Below are 18190 nucleotides of genomic sequence, written 5' to 3'. Positions count from 1 at the left end.
ATACCCAATATTTAGATTAAAGCATTTTGGGTATTTATACTTAAAATATATAATTTAATATCAAATTTAGAGATTTTTTAAACGCAATTTTTCTTGATAGAGCAAGTGATAACGAATACTTTACTTTTAAAAAAAGAAGTAATGTCTTGATTACGAAAAAAGGGCTTAAGTAAAATACTTAAGCCCTTTTTTTAAATCTTGGTAGGTATATCCAGACTCGAACTGGAGACCTCTACGATGTCAACGTAGCGCTCTAACCAACTGAGCTATACACCTAGAATGCTTCGCATCTTATGCAAAAATCACTTGGCTGACAAGCCTTTTTCATATTTAACCAAAAGAAATGAACAAGTTTTAATCATTGACTTAAAATTTGCGAACTCTTGTTTGGAAATACTCGATTGTGAATAACTTAAGTGCTCGTACAGAATGACAATTTCGAGGAAAACAGCTCTATCATTTTGACTTAAAGGTGATGAAATTCTTTCCAACCATTGTCGAACCGTTTCGTAAGAATAACGGCGATTGTGGAGTCCTAATTTTTTATTAAAAATATGAAGTACCCAATCGATTTGTGAATAGTGTTTTCTTTTTTTTCTCAACATCCATAGTGTATAACATCCTAATATGATCAGTGAGCCTGCAAGGATAATCACAAACACTGAAGCAACTGAATGAATTCCGAATTTTGTCATCCAATTCTGTTGTTGATCAGCGTTATATCCAACAATTTTACTTTGCCATTGATAACTTGCGTAATCACTCCATACACGAATTTTTGTCAAAAAAGGATATTTTGCAACTGACCAATTTGTATTCTCAGAGTAGAGTGTTTGATTATTTTGAATTAAATTTTGCATTCCCTGATCAATACGTTCAGGAGCAATCATTGCAGTGGGATCAATCCTCTGCCATTGACCTCCAAAATATACTTCAGTCCAAGCATGTGCATCTAACTGCCTCACTTCCCAACTTTTTTGGTCTGGCGCAAATTGACCTCCTTGATAACCTGTTACGACTCGGGCAGGAATACCGACATAACGCATCATCATGACAAAACTAGAAGCAAAATGCTCACAAAATCCTTGTTGTGAATTAAACATAAATGCATCTATCCGATCACCACTCAAAACACCGGGAGATAAAGAATACTGAAAGCTATTTTGCTTAAACCAGTCTAAAACTTGCTGGATATAACGCTCTGGCTGCTCTCCACTTTTAATAAATAAGTCCCATGCTAAACTTTGACTTTTGATATCGCGCTGACGGAGATACTGGGTGTAATACTGAATTTGAAACTGACTAAGTTCATGATTTATTTTCGTCCCACGCCCTAACCAAACTAAGTTTATAGGTTGAGCCGTTTGAATAGGTCGTTGAGCTGAAATACCACCGTCATAACGGAGATAATAATTTCGTTGTTTAGGTACAGATTGCTCTAATCCCATGATCCATTCTACAGAAGGATCTTTAGCCAAATAATGATATTCAACTTTTTGATTTAAATTAGAAAGTTGATAAGAGTTTAACTCGTTTAACCCTCTATTAAATCCATGACTCGTCCATTTTTGACCATCATATTGATCTAAGACCAAAGCTCGCCAATACATTTCTGAACGCGTCGGTAATTTTGTGATATCACCAATAATACGAAATGCCAATTCATTTGACTGAGACAGCTCAGCAATGTCACCTGGGGACATAGAGTCACTGATTCCTGTCATTCCCTTATTTTGCTGAATCGGGAGATGCCAAAGCGGAGGTAATCGTGGGAAAAAAATAAAGAGCAATATAAAAAAAGGAATTGCCAATCCGATGAATTTACCGACATGAATGATATCGTGCTTTAAGCCATTTTTAGTTTCAGGAGTGGACAGAAACTCCGCGGTTTGAATTCTATAAAGTCCTACAAAACAGCTCACTAAGCACAGCACTACTCCCAAAGCAACATACAACGTTTGACTGTATAAAAACGTACTTGCCGCCACGAATAAGGCAAAATTAAAAACGATGATCAAATCACGTTTTTTTTGAGTTTCTAATGCTTTTGCAAATAGAAAAGTTGTCAGCGATGCTACCCCAGCCTCAACACCAACAAAGGTATGGTAATGCAGATAAATCGCGCCAAGTGCAATTGCTGTAAAACTAAATTTTATTGCTTTGGAGACATTTTTTTTACTTTTTTGAATATGCCATAAATATATAAGCTCAATACAGAGCACCAAAATTAAAGCATAAGGCAGATAAATAATCTGGATAAATAAAATGAGTGCCAAACTCAATAGCATGGATTGTGAAACTTTAGGATGTACCATATATCTAAACCTATTTTCTATTTCACACTTTATGCCTGAGCAAGCAGAATTTTAGCCTGCTTGATATGCTCAGCTCCAAATCCTTGATTCAATTCGGCACGAGGTAACACCAGCTTAAAAGGAATTTGTAATTGCTCACATTGCTCCACCACACCCATCATATATTTAAGCTTTTCTTCATGCTCGACTGACGGCATATGATGATAATGAATATCAACACATGGATCCTGTTGATGCTCTTCAAAAACTTTAATATACAAACCTTGTCCACGAGCAGCCTGCTTCCAAGATACACTTTGTAATGAGTCGCCGACCTGAAAACTTCTTAATTCTTTAAACTCATCTTTTTCCTGATCCAATACAAATGCATTTGAAAAGCTTGTATTGGGATTTATTTTGGCTTGTGGCGCAATCCATGCATGTCGTCCATGAAAGATATAAGTCCAAGCTCGAACAAGACCAAATGGATACACTGAAGCAATGTGTATATCGGGATAGTTATACTGTCCTCGTTGATCAACATGAATCGGTATAACACATTCAGACTGTTTTTGGTCAATGTGAATGTGCTGTGTCTCAGAATCGATGGAGATCGATAAATAACGTGAATATGAATAAGGTTGATTCAAGTAGATTTTAAATAAAATCGAGTGCCCTACCTGTCCAACTTCATCAGTAATGATGTCTATCTCAAGACCATGCAATTGTTTAAAGGTGATATAAAAACTAATGCATAAGATTGCACTAATTAAAAAGCAGAAACCTAATATCAAATTATTGGCATAGTTAATACCCGCAATAAATGTGATCAAAATCAACACAAGATATAAGAAACCTTGCTGATAAATAAAAATCAAAATATCGCGTTGACCAATTTTTTTACTCTGCTCAAACCGAAATCTTTTTTTTAACCATTGCTTCCAGATACTGGTCACCTGCATACCCTCAAATCAATTTAACCTGATTCATTAGGGAGACCGTCTCATCCTCACTCAAGTTTAATCGATGAGCGCATACTGCTGAAAATACAGCTTTTACATCATCAGGAATGACAAAGGCTCTGGCATGCACGATCGCTCTCGCTTGTGATGCTCGTTTTAAAGCCAATAATCCACGCGTCGATAAACCATGCGCACTTTTTCGTGTTACCGCAGCCAAATCCAATAAATAGTCTTGAATTGCATCACTTAAATGGACTTGATGAGTCAAAGATTGCAATCTCAGTATTTCAGTCTCATTAAATACATGGATCAACTGTGCGATTAATTTGGCACGTGATTCTTGTTGAAGAAGTATTTTTTCTGCATGGCGAGATGGATAGCCAAGAGATAACCGCATGAGGAATCTGTCTAACTGAGACTCTGGTAGTGCATAAGTCCCGCTTTGAAAGAGTGGATTCTGAGTTGCTATCACCCAAAAAGGCTGAGGTAAAGCATAACGCTGTCCATCAATCGTGGCGTAGCCCTCTTCCATCGCTTCTAGCAATGCACTCTGTGTCTTAGGACTACAGCGATTAATTTCATCTGCCAAAAGAACTTGGGTAAAGACAGGTCCGTACTTAAATTCAAACTGATGCTCTTTTTGATTAAAAACATTCACGCCAATTACATCACTGGCGAGCATATCATTGGTAAATTGGATTCTTTGAAATGATAAACCTGATAATGATGCCAAACTACTGGCCAATGTGGTCTTACCCAATCCAGGTAAGTCTTCAAATAAAATATGACCACCTGCAATTAAACTACATAAAGCCAATTCAGTTTGCGTATTTTTATCCAAAACAATTTGATTGATTTGTTCTAGAAATAATGAAATTTTGGGAGTAAATGATTGAATCTGAGATTCTAACTCAGGCTGTATAATATCTTTTGATTGAACACTCTGCTTCATTCCCCAAATCATCATTTACATTTCCAAAACTATATATTTCTACCATACAGGTTTTTTTTATTTTCTCAAATATTTCTAATAATCAGTGTATTAAAGAATCAGCATCAAACTTAATGCTGAATAAGCTTCAACTGTGTGAGCATCTCTTCAGGTCCAATTTGAAGGCTTGAATTATTGTTTTCCGCCAGCTTGATCTGTTCAATAAAGTAGCTGTTGATCGGTGCATTCCCCCCGAGTGTATTAGCAAGTCTGACCACTTCACCATTAATCCAATCAACCTCCGTCGTGCGCCCTAAATTCAGATCATCCTGCATAGATGAACGAGCTAGTGGATCAATGGCTAACATTTTGCGACTGATCAACTTAAACAACCAATTAGGAAGTCGAAGAATATGAGGAATGATGTTCGCTGGTACAGGCGTTAATTGTGCGGGTTTAATATTTGCCTGCTTTAAAATTTGAAGCGTCTCTAACTGTGCCTGAGCAAGGCACTTTCTATACATTCGATTAGTAAGTTGATTTCTTAAAGTTAGACCAGATAAAGCGTTAATCGAATTGTTCAAGTTGAATAAGACTTTAGCCCACTGTACCTCTAACATATCATCACGGAATTCAACTTGCAGTTTCGCCGCATCTAACACTATTTTTAGCTGATTACTTTCTACAAATTTTTTTATCATTAATGTTCCATCAGAACCTTGATGGAAATGAGACGGTTTGAGTTCTGCGACATTAAATGGAACCATTCCTTCCATAATCTCCCATTCTGGCAGCATTTTTTTTAACCGTGGAACATTACTCACCCCATTTTGAAAACTGATGAGACTCGGTTTATTGACTGTGTCACAACTTCGTATTTCAGATGCCACTTGCTCTGTCGCTGCTGATTTTACACAAATCATGACTAAGTCCGTGTCTAGGACTTCTGCTAGATTTGTTGTAAGTCTTAATTGATCTGGAGTGAGCTTATGATGGTAGCCGTTTAAATCACTGAGCTCCAACCCATTTTGGCTTAATTTTTGATAGCTTCTTTCTCTACAGTAAAATGTCACCTGATGGCCTGCTGCGACCATTCTTCCACCGATATAACACCCAATCGACCCAGCACCATAAATTCCAATTTTCATGTTTTTATCCTTTGTTATTGATCAAGAGTATACGAGTTTCAGAACAATAAATTTGTCAGGTTTTATACAATTAAGACAAATAAAAAACGACACCTCAGTGCCGTTTTTTATGTAAAGCTAGAAAATTAACATGGACATTTCTTCATAACGCCTGCTGCACTTGGATAGCGTGCATCGACACAATAACGATGAAAAGTTTTTTCATCCATTGGCTCTAAGTCAGGGTGATGCTTTTTCATATGTTCTACATAGTTTTGGTAATCTGGCACACCCACCATTAAACGTAAACTTTGTTGTAGCCGCTGCCAAATCAGTTGAACTGTTTTGATTCCATTCAACATTAAAAACTTCTTCGGCTGAGCCAAAATCGTGAATTTAATGATTTTACCCAATGCTAGCTTTTGACGAATTTGTTCTTTCAAACTCATTTGGTCTCTCCTGCAGGGATTTGATCAGTATAAATTGCTTCAGCTTCTTGAGCCGTTGGCTGCGGATTTGCTAAAGCACGACGAATCACTTTAATAGCAGCAAATAACATCACCACAGCAACAATCATAAAGAATGCACATAACGCAGCATTAATCTGATTTGATAAAGCAACAGTTTGCATTTCCGCAATTGATTTCGCAGGCGCTAAAATTTCGTTTCGCTCAATAGCCGCGTTGAAACGATCTGCTTGTGCCAAGAATCCGATTTTTGGATTTTCATGGAAGATTTTTTGCCAACCAGCAGTCATCGCTGTAATGAATAGGAAAATTGTTGGAACAATGGTGACCCACACATATTTTTCTTTCTTCATCTTGAACAAAATGACAGTACCTAGCATCAGCGCCATCGCAGCTAAAATTTGGTTACCAATACCAAATAATGGCCACAAACTATTAATACCACCCAGTGGATCAACTACGCCTTGATATACAAAGAAACCCCAGCCTGAGACTGCAACGGCAGTACCAATCAAGTTGCCCACAAACGACTTAGAGTTTTTAACCGCAGGGACAACGATACCCACAGTATCTTGAACCATAAAACGGCAAGCACGTGTTCCTGCATCAACAGCAGTTAGAATAAATAGCGCTTCAAACAAGATCGCAAAGTGATACCAAAATGCCATCATTTCACGACTATTAAAAATTTCAGTGATGATGTGCGCCATACCAATCGCAAACGTCGGTGCACCACCAGTACGAGAAAGAATTGTGCTTTCACCAACCTCTTGAGCAAGTAGTGTTAAAGCTTCAGGTGTAACCACAAATCCTAGATTACGTACCGCCTCTGCGGCACTTTCAACCGTCGTTCCTATCACCGCAGCTGGTGAGTTAATGGCAAAATAAACGCCTGGATCCAAGATCGTTGCACAGATCATCGCCATGATTGCGACAAATGATTCCATCAACATACCGCCGTATCCGATCATCCGGATATCGCGTTCATTATTTACGAGCTTAGGTGTAGTTCCTGATGAAACCAATGCATGGAAACCTGAAATTGCACCACAGGCAATGGTAATAAATAAGAATGGGAAAAGTGATCCAGAGAATACAGGTCCCGTACCATCTACGAAGTGGGTAATTGCAGGCATTTTTAATTCAGGCATCGCAAATACAATACCCAATGCTAAACCTGCAATTACACCAATTTTCAAGAAAGTCGATAAATAATCACGTGGAGCCAATAACAACCATACTGGTAATACAGAAGCGATGAAACCGTAGATAATCAATGCCCATGTTAACTCTGTACCAGATAAAGTGAATAATTGCCCCCAATAAGGATGTTGAGCAATATTTTCACCGTAGATGATACCGAGCATCATCAGTACAAAGCCAATGATTGAAACTTCGGCAATCTTTCCTGGACGGATATATCGCATATATACGCCCATAAATAATGCGATTGGAATGGTAGCAGCAATACTAAACACACCCCATGGACTATTGGTTAATGCTTTAACCACCACGAGTGCAAGCACAGCTAGGATAATGATCATTACCCCTAATGCGCCAAGCATCACAATAATCCCTGCAAATGAACCCAGTTCTTGTTTTGCCATTTCACCCAGTGAACGTCCGTCACGGCGTGTAGAAATAAATAAAACTAGAAAATCTTGGACTGCACCTGCCAGTACAACACCGACTAACAGCCAAATCGTTCCTGGTAAATAACCCATTTGCGCAGCAAGAATAGGCCCAACTAACGGACCAGCACCTGCAATCGCAGCAAAGTGATGACCAAACAGAACACTTTTATTTGTAGGCACATAATCTAGACCATCTGCTAGACGGTGCGCAGGTGTTAAACGCCGAGCATTTAACTCGAATACTTTATTTGCAATAAATAAACTGTAAAAACGATATGCAATACTGTAAACACAGACTGCAGCGAGTACGAGCCAAACTGCGTTGACATGTTCTCCACGACTAACCGCTAATATTCCAAAGGACACTGCGCCAATTATGGCCACAATAATCCAAATCAATTTCGAAGCCATGGATGACTTCGGTTGTATTTGATCCATATCAAACCCTCATTATTTCGTATTTGCAATCAGCTCAATTTTATTATTCGTGTTACTGCTGTTTTCCCTTGCGACTATACTCCTCAATAATTCTTCTTTACCTTAGACCTTGGCATTAAAAAAGGGATGATTGTCATCATCCCTTTCGATAATAGTATAAATTTACACCATTATGCACGTTCTAAGTATTCACCAGTACGTGTGTCAACACGAACGCTTTCTTCTTGTTGAACGAATAATGGAACACGTACTACAGCACCTGTTTCAAGTTTCGCTGGTTTACCACCACCGCCAGAAGTATCACCACGTACGCCTGGATCAGTTTCAACAATTTTTAATACCACGAAGTTAGGTGCATTCACTGTTAAAGGAACACCATTCCACAACATGATTGTGCATTTTTCGTTTGAATCGTCTTTCAACCATTTCGCAGCATCACCCATTGCAACTTTATCAGCCGCAATTTGCTCGAAAGTTACAGGATCCATGAAGTTCCATAGTTCGCCGTCGTTGTATAAGTAGTCCATTTCTACTTCTACGATATCTGCAGCTTCTAAAGAATCACCAGATTTGAATGTTTTTTCTAATACTTTACCTGATTTAAGGTTACGTAATTTAACACGGTTGAACGCTTGGCCTTTACCTGGTTTAACGTATTCGTTTTCCATGATTGAGCATGGGTTACCATCAAGCATTACCTTAAGGCCAGACTTGAAATCGTTCGTAGAATAATAGGCCATGAGAGGCTCACTCCAAACTTACTAACTTTAATCTATTAATGCGATGGGCTGCTACACTGTCATTTAGCAAGTCTGACAGGTGCATGATATGCCACATGCACATGCATTTATGTTGCGTATTCTAAATGACCAACCTACTCTGCCGCAATGATAAATTCCGAAATACAATGTTTAAGCTGTCTAAGTTCCATGCAGAACTACTGTTGTAGACTTAATTTGATCATCTTTAGGCTTGAGTATTTTCATCCCGACATTCAATAAAGAAGGCTTAATCAGGACACAACTGAGTTTTTCAATGGGATTTGATTTAAAATGAAGCCTTTCATCTCCCTCTAAATTTAAACTGTATGACCCACTATTTGTATCAAGAGCAACATTGGCAAAATCAACTCAGCGATTTAATCACTGACCCACATGAGCTCATTGAACTCTTGGAATTGCAACCTGAAGATTTAATACATGGTGCAATTTTGGCATCAGCCCAATTCAAATTAAGAGTTCCTCGTGCCTTCGTCGCGAAGATGCAAAAATCAAATCCTGATGACCCACTGTTACTTCAGGTACTCCCTCATCATCTAGAGTTAAATGAACATCCTGATTTTGTGACAGACCCCCTTGATGAGGAGGCTGCCAATTTAATTCCAGGTGTATTACATAAATATCAGTCACGTTTTTTACTGACTTTAACAGGTGCATGTGCTGTTCATTGTCGTTATTGTTTTAGACGTCATTTTCCATATCAAGAAAATTTACCTAAAAATGACGACTGGAAAAAAATACAAGACTACTTACTCGCTCATCCAGAAATCAATGAAGTGATCTTAAGCGGAGGGGATCCCCTAACACTTTCAAATCGTAAACTTGCCGTTTGGATCGATAGATTAAGTTCAATTCCACATCTTAAAATTTTGCGTATTCATTCTCGAGTTCCAATCGTTATTCCAAATCGGCTTGATGATGAACTTATTTCTCTCTTAAAAAACAGTAGGCTACGTATTATTCTGGTGGTACACTCAAACCATGCTGCTGAAATTGATGACTTTACCGCTTCGAAATTAATGCAAATTTCACAACAAAATATTTTGGTGTTGAATCAAGCTGTGTTATTAAAAGGTATTAATGATCATCCTGATATTTTGGTTGATCTAAGTCATCGATTATTTGATGCGCGTGTGATGCCTTATTATTTACATGTGTTGGATAAAGTAAAAGGTGCTCAGCATTTTGATTTACCAAGTGAATCTATTGATTCAATCTATAAAGAGGTTTTGGCAAGGTTGCCTGGATACTTGGTTCCAAAGCTGGTTAGAGAAATTGCGGGAGAACAGAATAAAACACCGCTTTATGGAGTTGCCACTTTTTAGAGACTCATTTACATGCTTCAGGCTCAGATTTCAGAAATTTTTCACTATCCTACTGCCTTGACTCGAGATCAACTAAGTTTTGCAAATGCAAATGTTCAGGACTTGAGTTTTTGGGCATCTCAACTTTCAATTATGCAATTAGGTGACACCTCTGAAGCGGTGTTGAAAGCCCTCAATGAAATCGCTGAACTCAAATGTTTGGAAACATTGCGCTTTGATCTTATTCAAGCGCTACACCCTTTGATCGAAAATATTTTAGAGAGACTTGAAAAAAACTTTTTAAATCAAGGTCTTTTTCTATCAGACCGTAACAAAGATATTATAGAGTTAACCACTCGCTTGAGAACATTATTTGCTGATATCTATATAGATATTGCACAGCGCAGTGAAATGCAGCTAAAACAACAAAAGTTTTCTATTTTGAAGTTTACTCAAAAGCGTAATGTGAAAACTGCACGACTCCTTTCCAGTTATTACGCTCTTCAACAATTGGGTTTATTGTTAGTACAACAACAGATGCTTTATCGTTCTGCCTTGTCTAAGCAATGGTTAATGACCCATTATCTGTATGATTTAGCATTAAAAAACCAAGAACACACGGTCAACATTAATTTATTGCAAGGCACTCATCACGCTTTAAAAAATATTCAACAGTGCTATGCCCAAGTCTTATTATTAGAAATATTTAATACTCACCAAATTCGTCCTTCTGAGATCTACGCGCTCTATCAATGTACAGCGGATTGGGCGCAACTAGTGCAAGTTTTACCACGTGAAACCACTTTATCTCGTTACGTCATTGATACCACTAAAGATCATCCGCCAGTTTACAACCGAAAACACCATGAAAGTTTTAAACCAAACATTTTCGTGGCAACCCAATCTTTGCTTGAGCATATCAACTTAACCATTCAAAAGGACAATGAATATCTATCTAAGAAAGAGAAAGCTTATTTAACTGCACCTCTTAAATTTCATGTACAAAATGTTTTAGGCTCGACCATTGAACGTAGACATGAGCGTTATGAACATTCCGCTCAGTTACAACTCTGTTTCAGTTTACTTACCGCACATTATTATCTCTCAAAGACCAAAACTTTTAGCGAAACCTTGCGACTAACACCGCCTAAATCAAAATCAGAGGACGAGTTTGCATTTACATATTTAAATGACTACCCAGATGCCTATACAGACAAATCAAACAAAGTTCTAGATAAACAGGCACGTCAAATCCATGCGGCTCAAGTTTTAGATATCAGTTTAAATGGCTATCGCGTACGTTGGTTAGAAGAAGAAGCACCACCAAATTTAAGAACAGGTGAATTTATCCTGATCAATGAGGGGGTGAACAGCAAATGGAAAGGTGGTGTAATTCGTTGGATCAAACAATCTGTTAAAAAAAGCTATGAACTTGGGCTTGAAGTGATTGGACCCGACATCCACCCTTGCGCCGCAAAAGTTTATACAGATCGAAGTTCTTTTAATTATCATCCATGTTTATTTGTACAAACCTTGAAGATTGATGCTCCACAGCATTCTCTTATTTTGCCAAATTTACAGTTTTTCAAAGAACAACAATCTATTTATTTACGCTTAACTGATCAAGATATCAAAGTAGAATTGATAAAGACCATGCTCATCACACAAAGTTTTGTTCAATTTGAATTTGAATTATTTAATGATGAGCAGCAATATCTGATTGATGAATTTTTACAACATCAAAACCTTGAATCAAATCGTTTTCAAGACGTATGGGAAGCATTGAAGTGAAAAACCTACTTCTATCAACACAATTAAAACAATCTGGAATGCGCTTACTCATTGTCGATGATAACCAGATTCGTTATAACCATATTATCTCTTTACTCGAAAAACGCGAGTACAAGGTAGAAGCAGTACTACTCGATGATCAAGTGAGTCTTGAAAAGCAACTTCATTTAGATTGGGATTTAATTCTATTTGGTCGCGCCTATGAACTGACCTTAACTCATTTTCTTCGACTGCTTGCAGATTCTGATAAAGCTTTAACCCCCACACTTTATCTAGCTCCAGAAGCGCTAGAAATGTCTGAAGTAAAACTCATTTCGATGGGCATCTACGATGTTTTAAATATTGATCAATCTGAACAATGTTTACTTAAAATTATTCGAGCATTGGCTTTTAGTCGCTTACAAAAAAATCAGATGCAATTAACGGATGAACTGAAACACAATGTTCAAATTAAACAAAATTGGATCGAAGAGCATAAAAAAGCAGTCGCAATCATAGAAGAAGGGATTGTCGTTGAATGCAACCATGAGTTTGCGCATTTATTTGGCTTCAACACGTGTGATGACGTTATTGGATTCCCGCTCATTGATTTAATACAACCTGAGGATATTCAATCTTTTAAAGCACGATTTAAAAAATTAGCTTTCGGTAAATTTGAGTACGGTCCTTTTGAACTGATTTCTCTTAATCCACAGTTAACACATCAAAATCCAGTCCAAATTGAATGTAATCCTACAGATCAAAATCAAATCATTGAAATTACGATTTCAACGCATTTTCAACAGGATGATCAACCATTTAGTCCTCAACTTGAGACTGCACCTCATCAGGACAGTAGAATTGCACCACACACAACATTGCCAAAAATTTTACAACATCTTGAAGAACACCCTGCTCAAGAAAATGCTTTGGTCATCTTCAGCCTAGCCAGTTGTCCAGACTATATCTTGAGTTCTGATTGGGATACTTTTAAAGGCTATTTCGGCAAACTTTCAGACTTTATTCTCGAACAGACCAACGGCGCTGTATTTAAAATTGAAACAGCACTGTATGCCACTATCATTCAAGCTGAAACGATTGAAGTTCTAAAATCAAGACTCTCTGCGCTACATGCGCTTGAAAAACCTAGGCTCGTCAATTTGGGAGATCAAACCTATCAACAACATGTCAAAATTGGTTATAGCCTCTTCAAACTGTCAGATTTAAATGTAGATAATTTTGAACAGCTCATTGCAAATGCTTATAACACTGCCCTACCCAATTTATTGAGCAATGATGCTGCTTTAGAGACAACGCTTGAAGAAATTGAAGAGATTCATTTTGAAGTTACTCAAGCAGATGAGCCGACCGCTATTCAGTTAAATACACCTTCTTCTGAAGTAGAGCCTGATCATTCAACAGAATTTGTATTTCAAGCAATTGAAGAACCTGTGCAGTCAGACGAAGTTCACGGCGATATCCTAGTACATCTTCGTAAAGTTCTTGAACGCGATCAAATTACGCTAAAGTTCCAACAAATCTATGATAAAGAAGACACTAGTCTTAATACCTATGAAGTAAGCAGTGGGTTTATTTTTGAAAACCAATGGATTCAATTGGACGATATTGAAGAATTGGTGGATGACCCTGAGTTGTCTATTAAAATTGACCGATGGATTTTGGTTGAGGCAGCAAAGCAACTGCACAATTTTTTAACACAATATCCTGAAGCTAAACTGATTATTAATTTACGACATCATGTTCTCTTAAAGCATCATCAATTGGCAGAATTAATTTCAAAACTGCTCATGATTGTAGGAGCAAAAGCACCTCAACCACTGATTTTACAGTTTAAAGAAAAATACATTGCTCAACATTTAAATGAAATTCTGCCTGCGATTGAGGTATTGAGAGCACAAGGTGCAGATATTGCCGTTTGCGAGTTTGGATTAAGTAAATGTAGCAATCTCATTCTCAAAGTTGCCAATATTCAGAATTTCACGCTGCATGAAGAATTCACAGATGATTTAAATACTGAAGAAGGTATTGAACGTTTTAAACAGGCGATTGAATACTTTAATACTCATCGATCAGTCAATTTATTACTCAAAAATCTCAATGATATGAATAGCTTTGCCAACGCGTGGAATGTCGACGTGAGATTTTTACAAGGTGATTATTACCAGCGTAAATTGGATCAGCTCATGAATGTTCAAGATCAAAGTTAATTCCATATTTTGGACATAAAAAAACAGGCTGAACGCCTGTTTTTTTATTTTGGGTATTAACGTTTGATAGAACGTGACATACCAGCAAAACGTTGTTTGAACTTGTCGATACGACCGCCAGTGTCAACGTTCTTTTGCTTACCAGTGTAGAATGGGTGGCAAGCTGAGCATACGTCTAGGTAAAGTGTTTCTTTACCAACAGCTGAACGAGTTTCGATTACGTTACCGCAAGAGCAAGTAGCAACTAATTTTTCGTATTTTGGGTGAATATCGGCGCGCATGGTCGATTCTCCATAGAGTTAAGAAGGCTTTAGCTGTCATCGCAATTGATCACTCTCTTCATCCATTACAACAGACGCAGAGGAAAGGCTGAAATACAGCAGATCAACACCACAACAGACCATTCTTTTGGCCCACCGAGACGGCTTCCGTCAGAGCTAAGCACAACAAGTGGACGACATTATACGCCACTTTATTTCAGATAGCGAATTATTCCTTTAAGACTTTTCAATTTGCTTGGACCAATGATTTGCAATAATTCCGCACACCATTAATTGGATTTGATGGAAAATCATAATTGGCAATATGATCATCCCCATAGGTTGTCCAATGAAAAGAATTTGCGCCATAGGCACTCCACTTGCGAGTGTTTTCTTAGAACCACAAAAAAATACAGCAATTTGATCGGCACGATTAAATCCAAACCACTTTGGGGCGTGATAGGCTAAAAGCATAATCAAGGTCAGAAGCACAGAGCATGCAATAATTAACCACATGAAGGTCACCCCACTGACTTCATTCCATAGACCTGCTACGACTGCACTACTGAATGCGCCATACACCACCAAAAGAATTGAGCCTTGATCAAAAGTTTTGACAATACTCGGGGCTTTTTGTATCAGAGGAAAAACAATAGGACGCAATAATTGTCCCAAAATAAATGGAACCAATAACAGCAGAATAATTTTGACGATCGCACTGGTTGGATCAAACCCATGATCAGACTGGCCTAAAATAAATAAGGTCACTAATATAGGTGTGATAAACATACCAATAATATTAGAGAATGAAGCACTACACACAGCACTTGCGACATTACCACCTGCTACTGAAGTAAATGCAATAGAAGACTGAACTGTTGAGGGTAAGAAGCACATAAACAAGAAGCCCCAATACAATTCTTGTCCAAGTAGCGGTAGCAATACAGGTTTAGCCATTAACCCTAGAATTGGGAAAACTGCAAACGTCAGTGCAAAGACCAAACTGTGTAATTGCCAATGTTTAATGCCTTGAATCACCGCCTCACGTGATAACTTTGCACCATGTAAAAAAAATAGGATTGCAATTGCAATCGTGGTGAAATAAGAAAAATAGTGAGCAGCAACACCTGAAATTGGCATCAGTGATGCTAAAATCACCATAACAAACAGCAATATCGTGAAACGATCTAACGCTAAGAGCTTTAGCACCCCATATCCCTCTTTTTATTCTCTAAATTGAAAATAAGCCCAATACTCATAGATTGGGCTTATCTTTAAAATTTTACTCACCAATCAGCGAGTGAAACTTAATTATTTCTCGCATTACTGTCTTGTTGAATAAGTTCAATCTTGTAACCATCTGGATCTTCCACAAAAGCGATTACGGTTACACCGCCTTTCATTGGTCCAGCTTCACGGACAACATTACCACCACGTGCTTTGATTTCTTCACACGCTTTATACGCATCATCCACTGCGATCGCAATATGACCATACGCATTACCCAGCTCATAGCTGTCTGTATCCCAGTTATGCGTTAGCTCAAGAACAGTATTGTTTTCTTCATCACCATAACCTACAAAGGCTAAAGTGAATCGACCTTCTTCATAATCGCGTTTACGAAGCAAAGTCATACCGAGTACTTCAGTATAGAACGTCAATGAACGCTCTAAATTGCCTACACGTAACATGGTATGTAACATTCGCATAAAATTTACCTATTGATTGAAAGATGTACTTTTCAACTGATTTAACAATTTCGCCACCCAAATAACAAGTAACAAAATAGGTAAACCCATTAAAAAAGTCATAAAGAAGAATGATGAATAACCGAAGTTTGTCACTATTGTACCTGAATAGCCACCAATCATCTTTGGAAGCAATAACATCAATGAACTAAAAATTGCATATTGCATTGCTGTAAATGAAACGCTAGTCAAACTCGATAGGAATGCAATAAATACTGCACCAGCAAGTCCTGATGCGAGATTGTCAAATACAATGCCCATCACCAGCCACACCTTGCTATAAGGGACAACCACTTTACCTTTAAGTTCGACTATTTGATCACTATCAACTTGAACAGCTGGAAGATCAGATAAAGTCATACGTGATTTCGGTTGGATCGCTGAAACTGTTTTATAAATATGATCTTGGATTAATTCATGCGCCTGACCTGCATGCTGCACGACGGCTTGCACCGTAAATTTAGTATGGTTTTTTAGACTGTCTCCCGGGACAACCACGCTCCAATTATTTTGATCCAACTTCGCAGGTATCACTTGCTGATTTGAAATACGAATATTCAGTGTTTGTAGTGTGCTGTCAGCTTTTAAGTTCGAGAGTTGACCGCGAATAATGACATCCTTGCTTAACTCATCTTGGTAGAGAACATTATCCCCTCCAATGGCTTGGATGAAAATCTGAGAATCATCTTGACTCGAATAGCGTTGAAGCGGGATTTCAACATTCAGGGCTTTATCATAACCATCAGGGGTGGATAACACTTGAATACTATTATGTTCAGCAAAATTAGATGCAGGGAGCTTTAAAGACCAGTTCCCCACTTCATCAGGAGTCACTTGATGCTGTTGACCTCCCATTTGTACCAAGACTTGATTCATCGTTGGTCCAGATTTTACGAGCCCCACAAAGATGAGATTGGTCGTGCTGGCAACAATAGCGCCCACCAACATCATTTTCATAATGTTATAACGCTGAGCTAATAAGCCTCCAAGGAAGCCACCTAAAATTACAAAAAAAATGGCGAAAAACTTGTTAAACCAAGCGATTTCTTCTTTATCAAAATTCAAATCAAGATAAAAAAGATTGGCAACCACTCCAGCGACAATATCTGAAATTCGATAAAAACCAATGAGTAATAAAATAGCTAACGCAACTTTCAAACCATAACGTTTGAAGAAATCTAAAATCGGTGATAGCCATGTCTCGACGACTATTTTTTCATCAATGAGTTTTGCTCGGATTAATCCAAATACGACTAGCACAGCCAACGCCACACTCGCGAAGAAACGTAAAACTTGCCCGATAAATGACAAAAAATTACCATCAATATTTAACTGTGAAATCCAAGCACCAAATTGGAGAAACCCACAAACGAAAACTACTGTTGAAATCACAAAGACGATAAATAACTGAAAATAATCCGTTGCTTGATATTGATGAGGTTCTTGATTTACTACCGGTTCATGAATCACTAAAGTCGTCACAATCCCAATCATCATCAATCCAGCCATGAGTAAATAGGTGGACTGCCACGCCTCATAAATATAGTTACCCATGGCTGTACCAAGTGATGCAGCGAAGAGTAATGCACCGAGCTGAGTTACAATGGTCGCAATTCGATAACCTGCGTTATAGGTCGAAGCCATAACCGTCTGAACACTCGTATCTTGTGTCAACTCAATACGATAAGCATCCACGATAATATCTTGTGTCGCTGATGAGAATCCTAGAAAGATTGCGGATATCGCCATGAACGTTAAACTTGAAAATGGCCCTACACTTCCTCCATGAATACTCGGATCAGTAAATGCCATTGAACAAATAGCAATTGCGACCAAAATCTGAGAAACCAATAACCACCCTCGTCGTTTACCCAATTTCCTTGTTAAATAAGGCAATGGTAATCGGTCAATCAAAGGTGCCCAAATGAACTTGAAGGCATAAGCTAAGGCTGCCCATGAAAACATGGTAATGGTACTACGCTGAATACCGGCTTCACTCAACCAGAAAGATAGAGTTGAAAAAATCAGAAAAATTGGGATACCTGATGAGAAACCCAAAAAAAGCATAATGATCGCGCGTCGATCAAGAAAGGCTTTAAATGCCGAAGTCCATCCAGCTGATTCTGGTGACGAAGATTGTGATGTCATTGCGTTGTTATTTTCAGTGAAAAGTACTCTCGCTATTCAACTCTGTAATGCGCTTGGTTTCAATATAATTTACGCAAACTTCACCGAGTATTTCATCAAT

At 38.0% G+C, this 18190-nt stretch carries 14 protein-coding genes and 1 tRNA gene; 3 read left to right on the top strand and 12 right to left on the bottom strand.

The genetic code is table 11. The annotated features are described in order from the left end of the window. Positions 1-199 precede the first annotated feature (199 nt). From AC1M9P_RS02705 to efp, 8 genes are all read right to left on the bottom strand, one after another. A tRNA-Val gene (locus tag AC1M9P_RS02705) sits at positions 200-276 on the bottom strand. A gap of 26 nt (positions 277-302) precedes the next feature. Next, entirely contained in the window at positions 303-2315 is a 2013-nt protein-coding gene (locus AC1M9P_RS02700) for a transglutaminase TgpA family protein (protein ID WP_481586657.1), read from the bottom strand. A gap of 29 nt (positions 2316-2344) precedes the next feature. Continuing rightward, positions 2345-3250, bottom strand: a complete 906-nt coding sequence (locus AC1M9P_RS02695) for a DUF58 domain-containing protein (protein WP_481586656.1) — start codon at positions 3248-3250, stop codon at positions 2345-2347. A 10-nt stretch (positions 3251-3260) separates the two neighbouring features. Beyond that, the gene (locus tag AC1M9P_RS02690; RefSeq protein WP_035265922.1) at positions 3261-4220 is read right to left on the bottom strand and encodes an AAA family ATPase; all 960 of its coding nucleotides are present in this window, start codon (positions 4218-4220) and stop codon (positions 3261-3263) included. Between the two features lie 98 nt (positions 4221-4318). Further along, on the bottom strand, positions 4319-5335 hold the full coding sequence (locus AC1M9P_RS02685) for a 2-dehydropantoate 2-reductase (RefSeq protein ID WP_481586655.1): 1017 nt from the start codon (positions 5333-5335) through the stop codon (positions 4319-4321). A 125-nt stretch (positions 5336-5460) separates the two neighbouring features. After that, positions 5461-5763 carry a YbdD/YjiX family protein gene (locus AC1M9P_RS02680; protein WP_481586654.1) on the bottom strand — a complete coding sequence of 101 codons (303 nt, stop codon included), beginning with the start codon at positions 5761-5763 and terminating at the stop codon, positions 5461-5463. Then, positions 5760-7853 carry a carbon starvation CstA family protein gene (locus tag AC1M9P_RS02675; protein ID WP_481586653.1) on the bottom strand — a complete coding sequence of 698 codons (2094 nt, stop codon included), beginning with the start codon at positions 7851-7853 and terminating at the stop codon, positions 5760-5762. The genes AC1M9P_RS02680 and AC1M9P_RS02675 overlap by 4 nt, the downstream gene beginning before the upstream one ends. Before the next feature lie 170 nt (positions 7854-8023). Continuing rightward, positions 8024-8593 carry an elongation factor P gene (gene efp / locus AC1M9P_RS02670; RefSeq protein ID WP_035265851.1) on the bottom strand — a complete coding sequence of 190 codons (570 nt, stop codon included), beginning with the start codon at positions 8591-8593 and terminating at the stop codon, positions 8024-8026. A gap of 347 nt (positions 8594-8940) precedes the next feature. On the opposite strand from efp, the gene epmB reads away from it, so the two are divergent. Genes epmB through AC1M9P_RS02655 form a run of 3 tightly spaced genes read left to right on the top strand, consistent with a single transcriptional unit; the run spans position 8941 to position 13934 of the window. Next, positions 8941-9957 carry an EF-P beta-lysylation protein EpmB gene (gene epmB / locus AC1M9P_RS02665; RefSeq protein ID WP_481586652.1) on the top strand — a complete coding sequence of 339 codons (1017 nt, stop codon included), beginning with the start codon at positions 8941-8943 and terminating at the stop codon, positions 9955-9957. 12 nt (positions 9958-9969) lie between these two features. Continuing rightward, a complete protein-coding gene (locus AC1M9P_RS02660) occupies positions 9970-11727 on the top strand; it encodes a GTPase (protein WP_481586651.1) in 1758 nt (585 codons plus the stop codon). After that, positions 11724-13934 (top strand): EAL domain-containing protein, encoded by a 2211-nt coding sequence (locus tag AC1M9P_RS02655; protein WP_481586650.1) that lies wholly within the window; start codon positions 11724-11726, stop codon positions 13932-13934. The genes AC1M9P_RS02660 and AC1M9P_RS02655 overlap by 4 nt, the downstream gene beginning before the upstream one ends. Before the next feature lie 56 nt (positions 13935-13990). Here AC1M9P_RS02655 and rpmE read toward each other — a convergent pair whose 3' ends face one another. From rpmE to AC1M9P_RS02635, 4 genes are all read right to left on the bottom strand, one after another. Continuing rightward, a complete protein-coding gene (rpmE, locus tag AC1M9P_RS02650) occupies positions 13991-14215 on the bottom strand; it encodes a 50S ribosomal protein L31 (RefSeq protein ID WP_004971624.1) in 225 nt (74 codons plus the stop codon). Positions 14216-14431: 216 nt separating this feature from the next. Then, positions 14432-15403, bottom strand: coding sequence for a bile acid:sodium symporter family protein (locus tag AC1M9P_RS02645; protein ID WP_481586649.1), 972 nt, complete (start codon positions 15401-15403; stop codon positions 14432-14434). A 98-nt stretch (positions 15404-15501) separates the two neighbouring features. Beyond that, positions 15502-15903, bottom strand: a complete 402-nt coding sequence (gene gloA, locus AC1M9P_RS02640; protein WP_180027566.1) for a lactoylglutathione lyase — start codon at positions 15901-15903, stop codon at positions 15502-15504. 9 nt (positions 15904-15912) lie between these two features. Continuing rightward, on the bottom strand, positions 15913-18090 hold the full coding sequence (locus tag AC1M9P_RS02635; protein ID WP_481586648.1) for an AmpG family muropeptide MFS transporter: 2178 nt from the start codon (positions 18088-18090) through the stop codon (positions 15913-15915). Positions 18091-18190: the final 100 nt, after the last annotated feature.

Source organism: Acinetobacter sp. 25-47-122, assembly GCF_056779695.1.
The sequence above is the reverse complement of the archived record's forward strand: the minus strand, read 5'-3'. Positions and strand labels throughout refer to the sequence as shown.

Bases quoted from the DNA above. Each gene is read 5' to 3' on its own strand.
- rpmE (WP_004971624.1), bottom strand. From the start codon at position 14,215: ATGCGCGCCGATATTCACCCAAAATACGAAAAATTAGTTGCTACTTGC.
- AC1M9P_RS02700 (WP_481586657.1), bottom strand. From the start codon at position 2,315: ATGGTACATCCTAAAGTTTCACAATCCATGCTATTGAGTTTGGCACTC.
- AC1M9P_RS02690 (WP_035265922.1), bottom strand. From the start codon at position 4,220: ATGATTTGGGGAATGAAGCAGAGTGTTCAATCAAAAGATATTATACAG.
- AC1M9P_RS02635 (WP_481586648.1), bottom strand. From the start codon at position 18,090: ATGACATCACAATCTTCGTCACCAGAATCAGCTGGATGGACTTCGGCA.
- gloA (WP_180027566.1), bottom strand. From the start codon at position 15,903: ATGCGAATGTTACATACCATGTTACGTGTAGGCAATTTAGAGCGTTCA.
- epmB (WP_481586652.1), top strand. From the start codon at position 8,941: ATGACCCACTATTTGTATCAAGAGCAACATTGGCAAAATCAACTCAGC.
- AC1M9P_RS02675 (WP_481586653.1), bottom strand. From the start codon at position 7,853: ATGGATCAAATACAACCGAAGTCATCCATGGCTTCGAAATTGATTTGG.
- AC1M9P_RS02660 (WP_481586651.1), top strand. From the start codon at position 9,970: ATGCTTCAGGCTCAGATTTCAGAAATTTTTCACTATCCTACTGCCTTG.
- AC1M9P_RS02680 (WP_481586654.1), bottom strand. From the start codon at position 5,763: ATGAGTTTGAAAGAACAAATTCGTCAAAAGCTAGCATTGGGTAAAATC.
- efp (WP_035265851.1), bottom strand. From the start codon at position 8,593: ATGGCCTATTATTCTACGAACGATTTCAAGTCTGGCCTTAAGGTAATG.
- AC1M9P_RS02685 (WP_481586655.1), bottom strand. From the start codon at position 5,335: ATGAAAATTGGAATTTATGGTGCTGGGTCGATTGGGTGTTATATCGGT.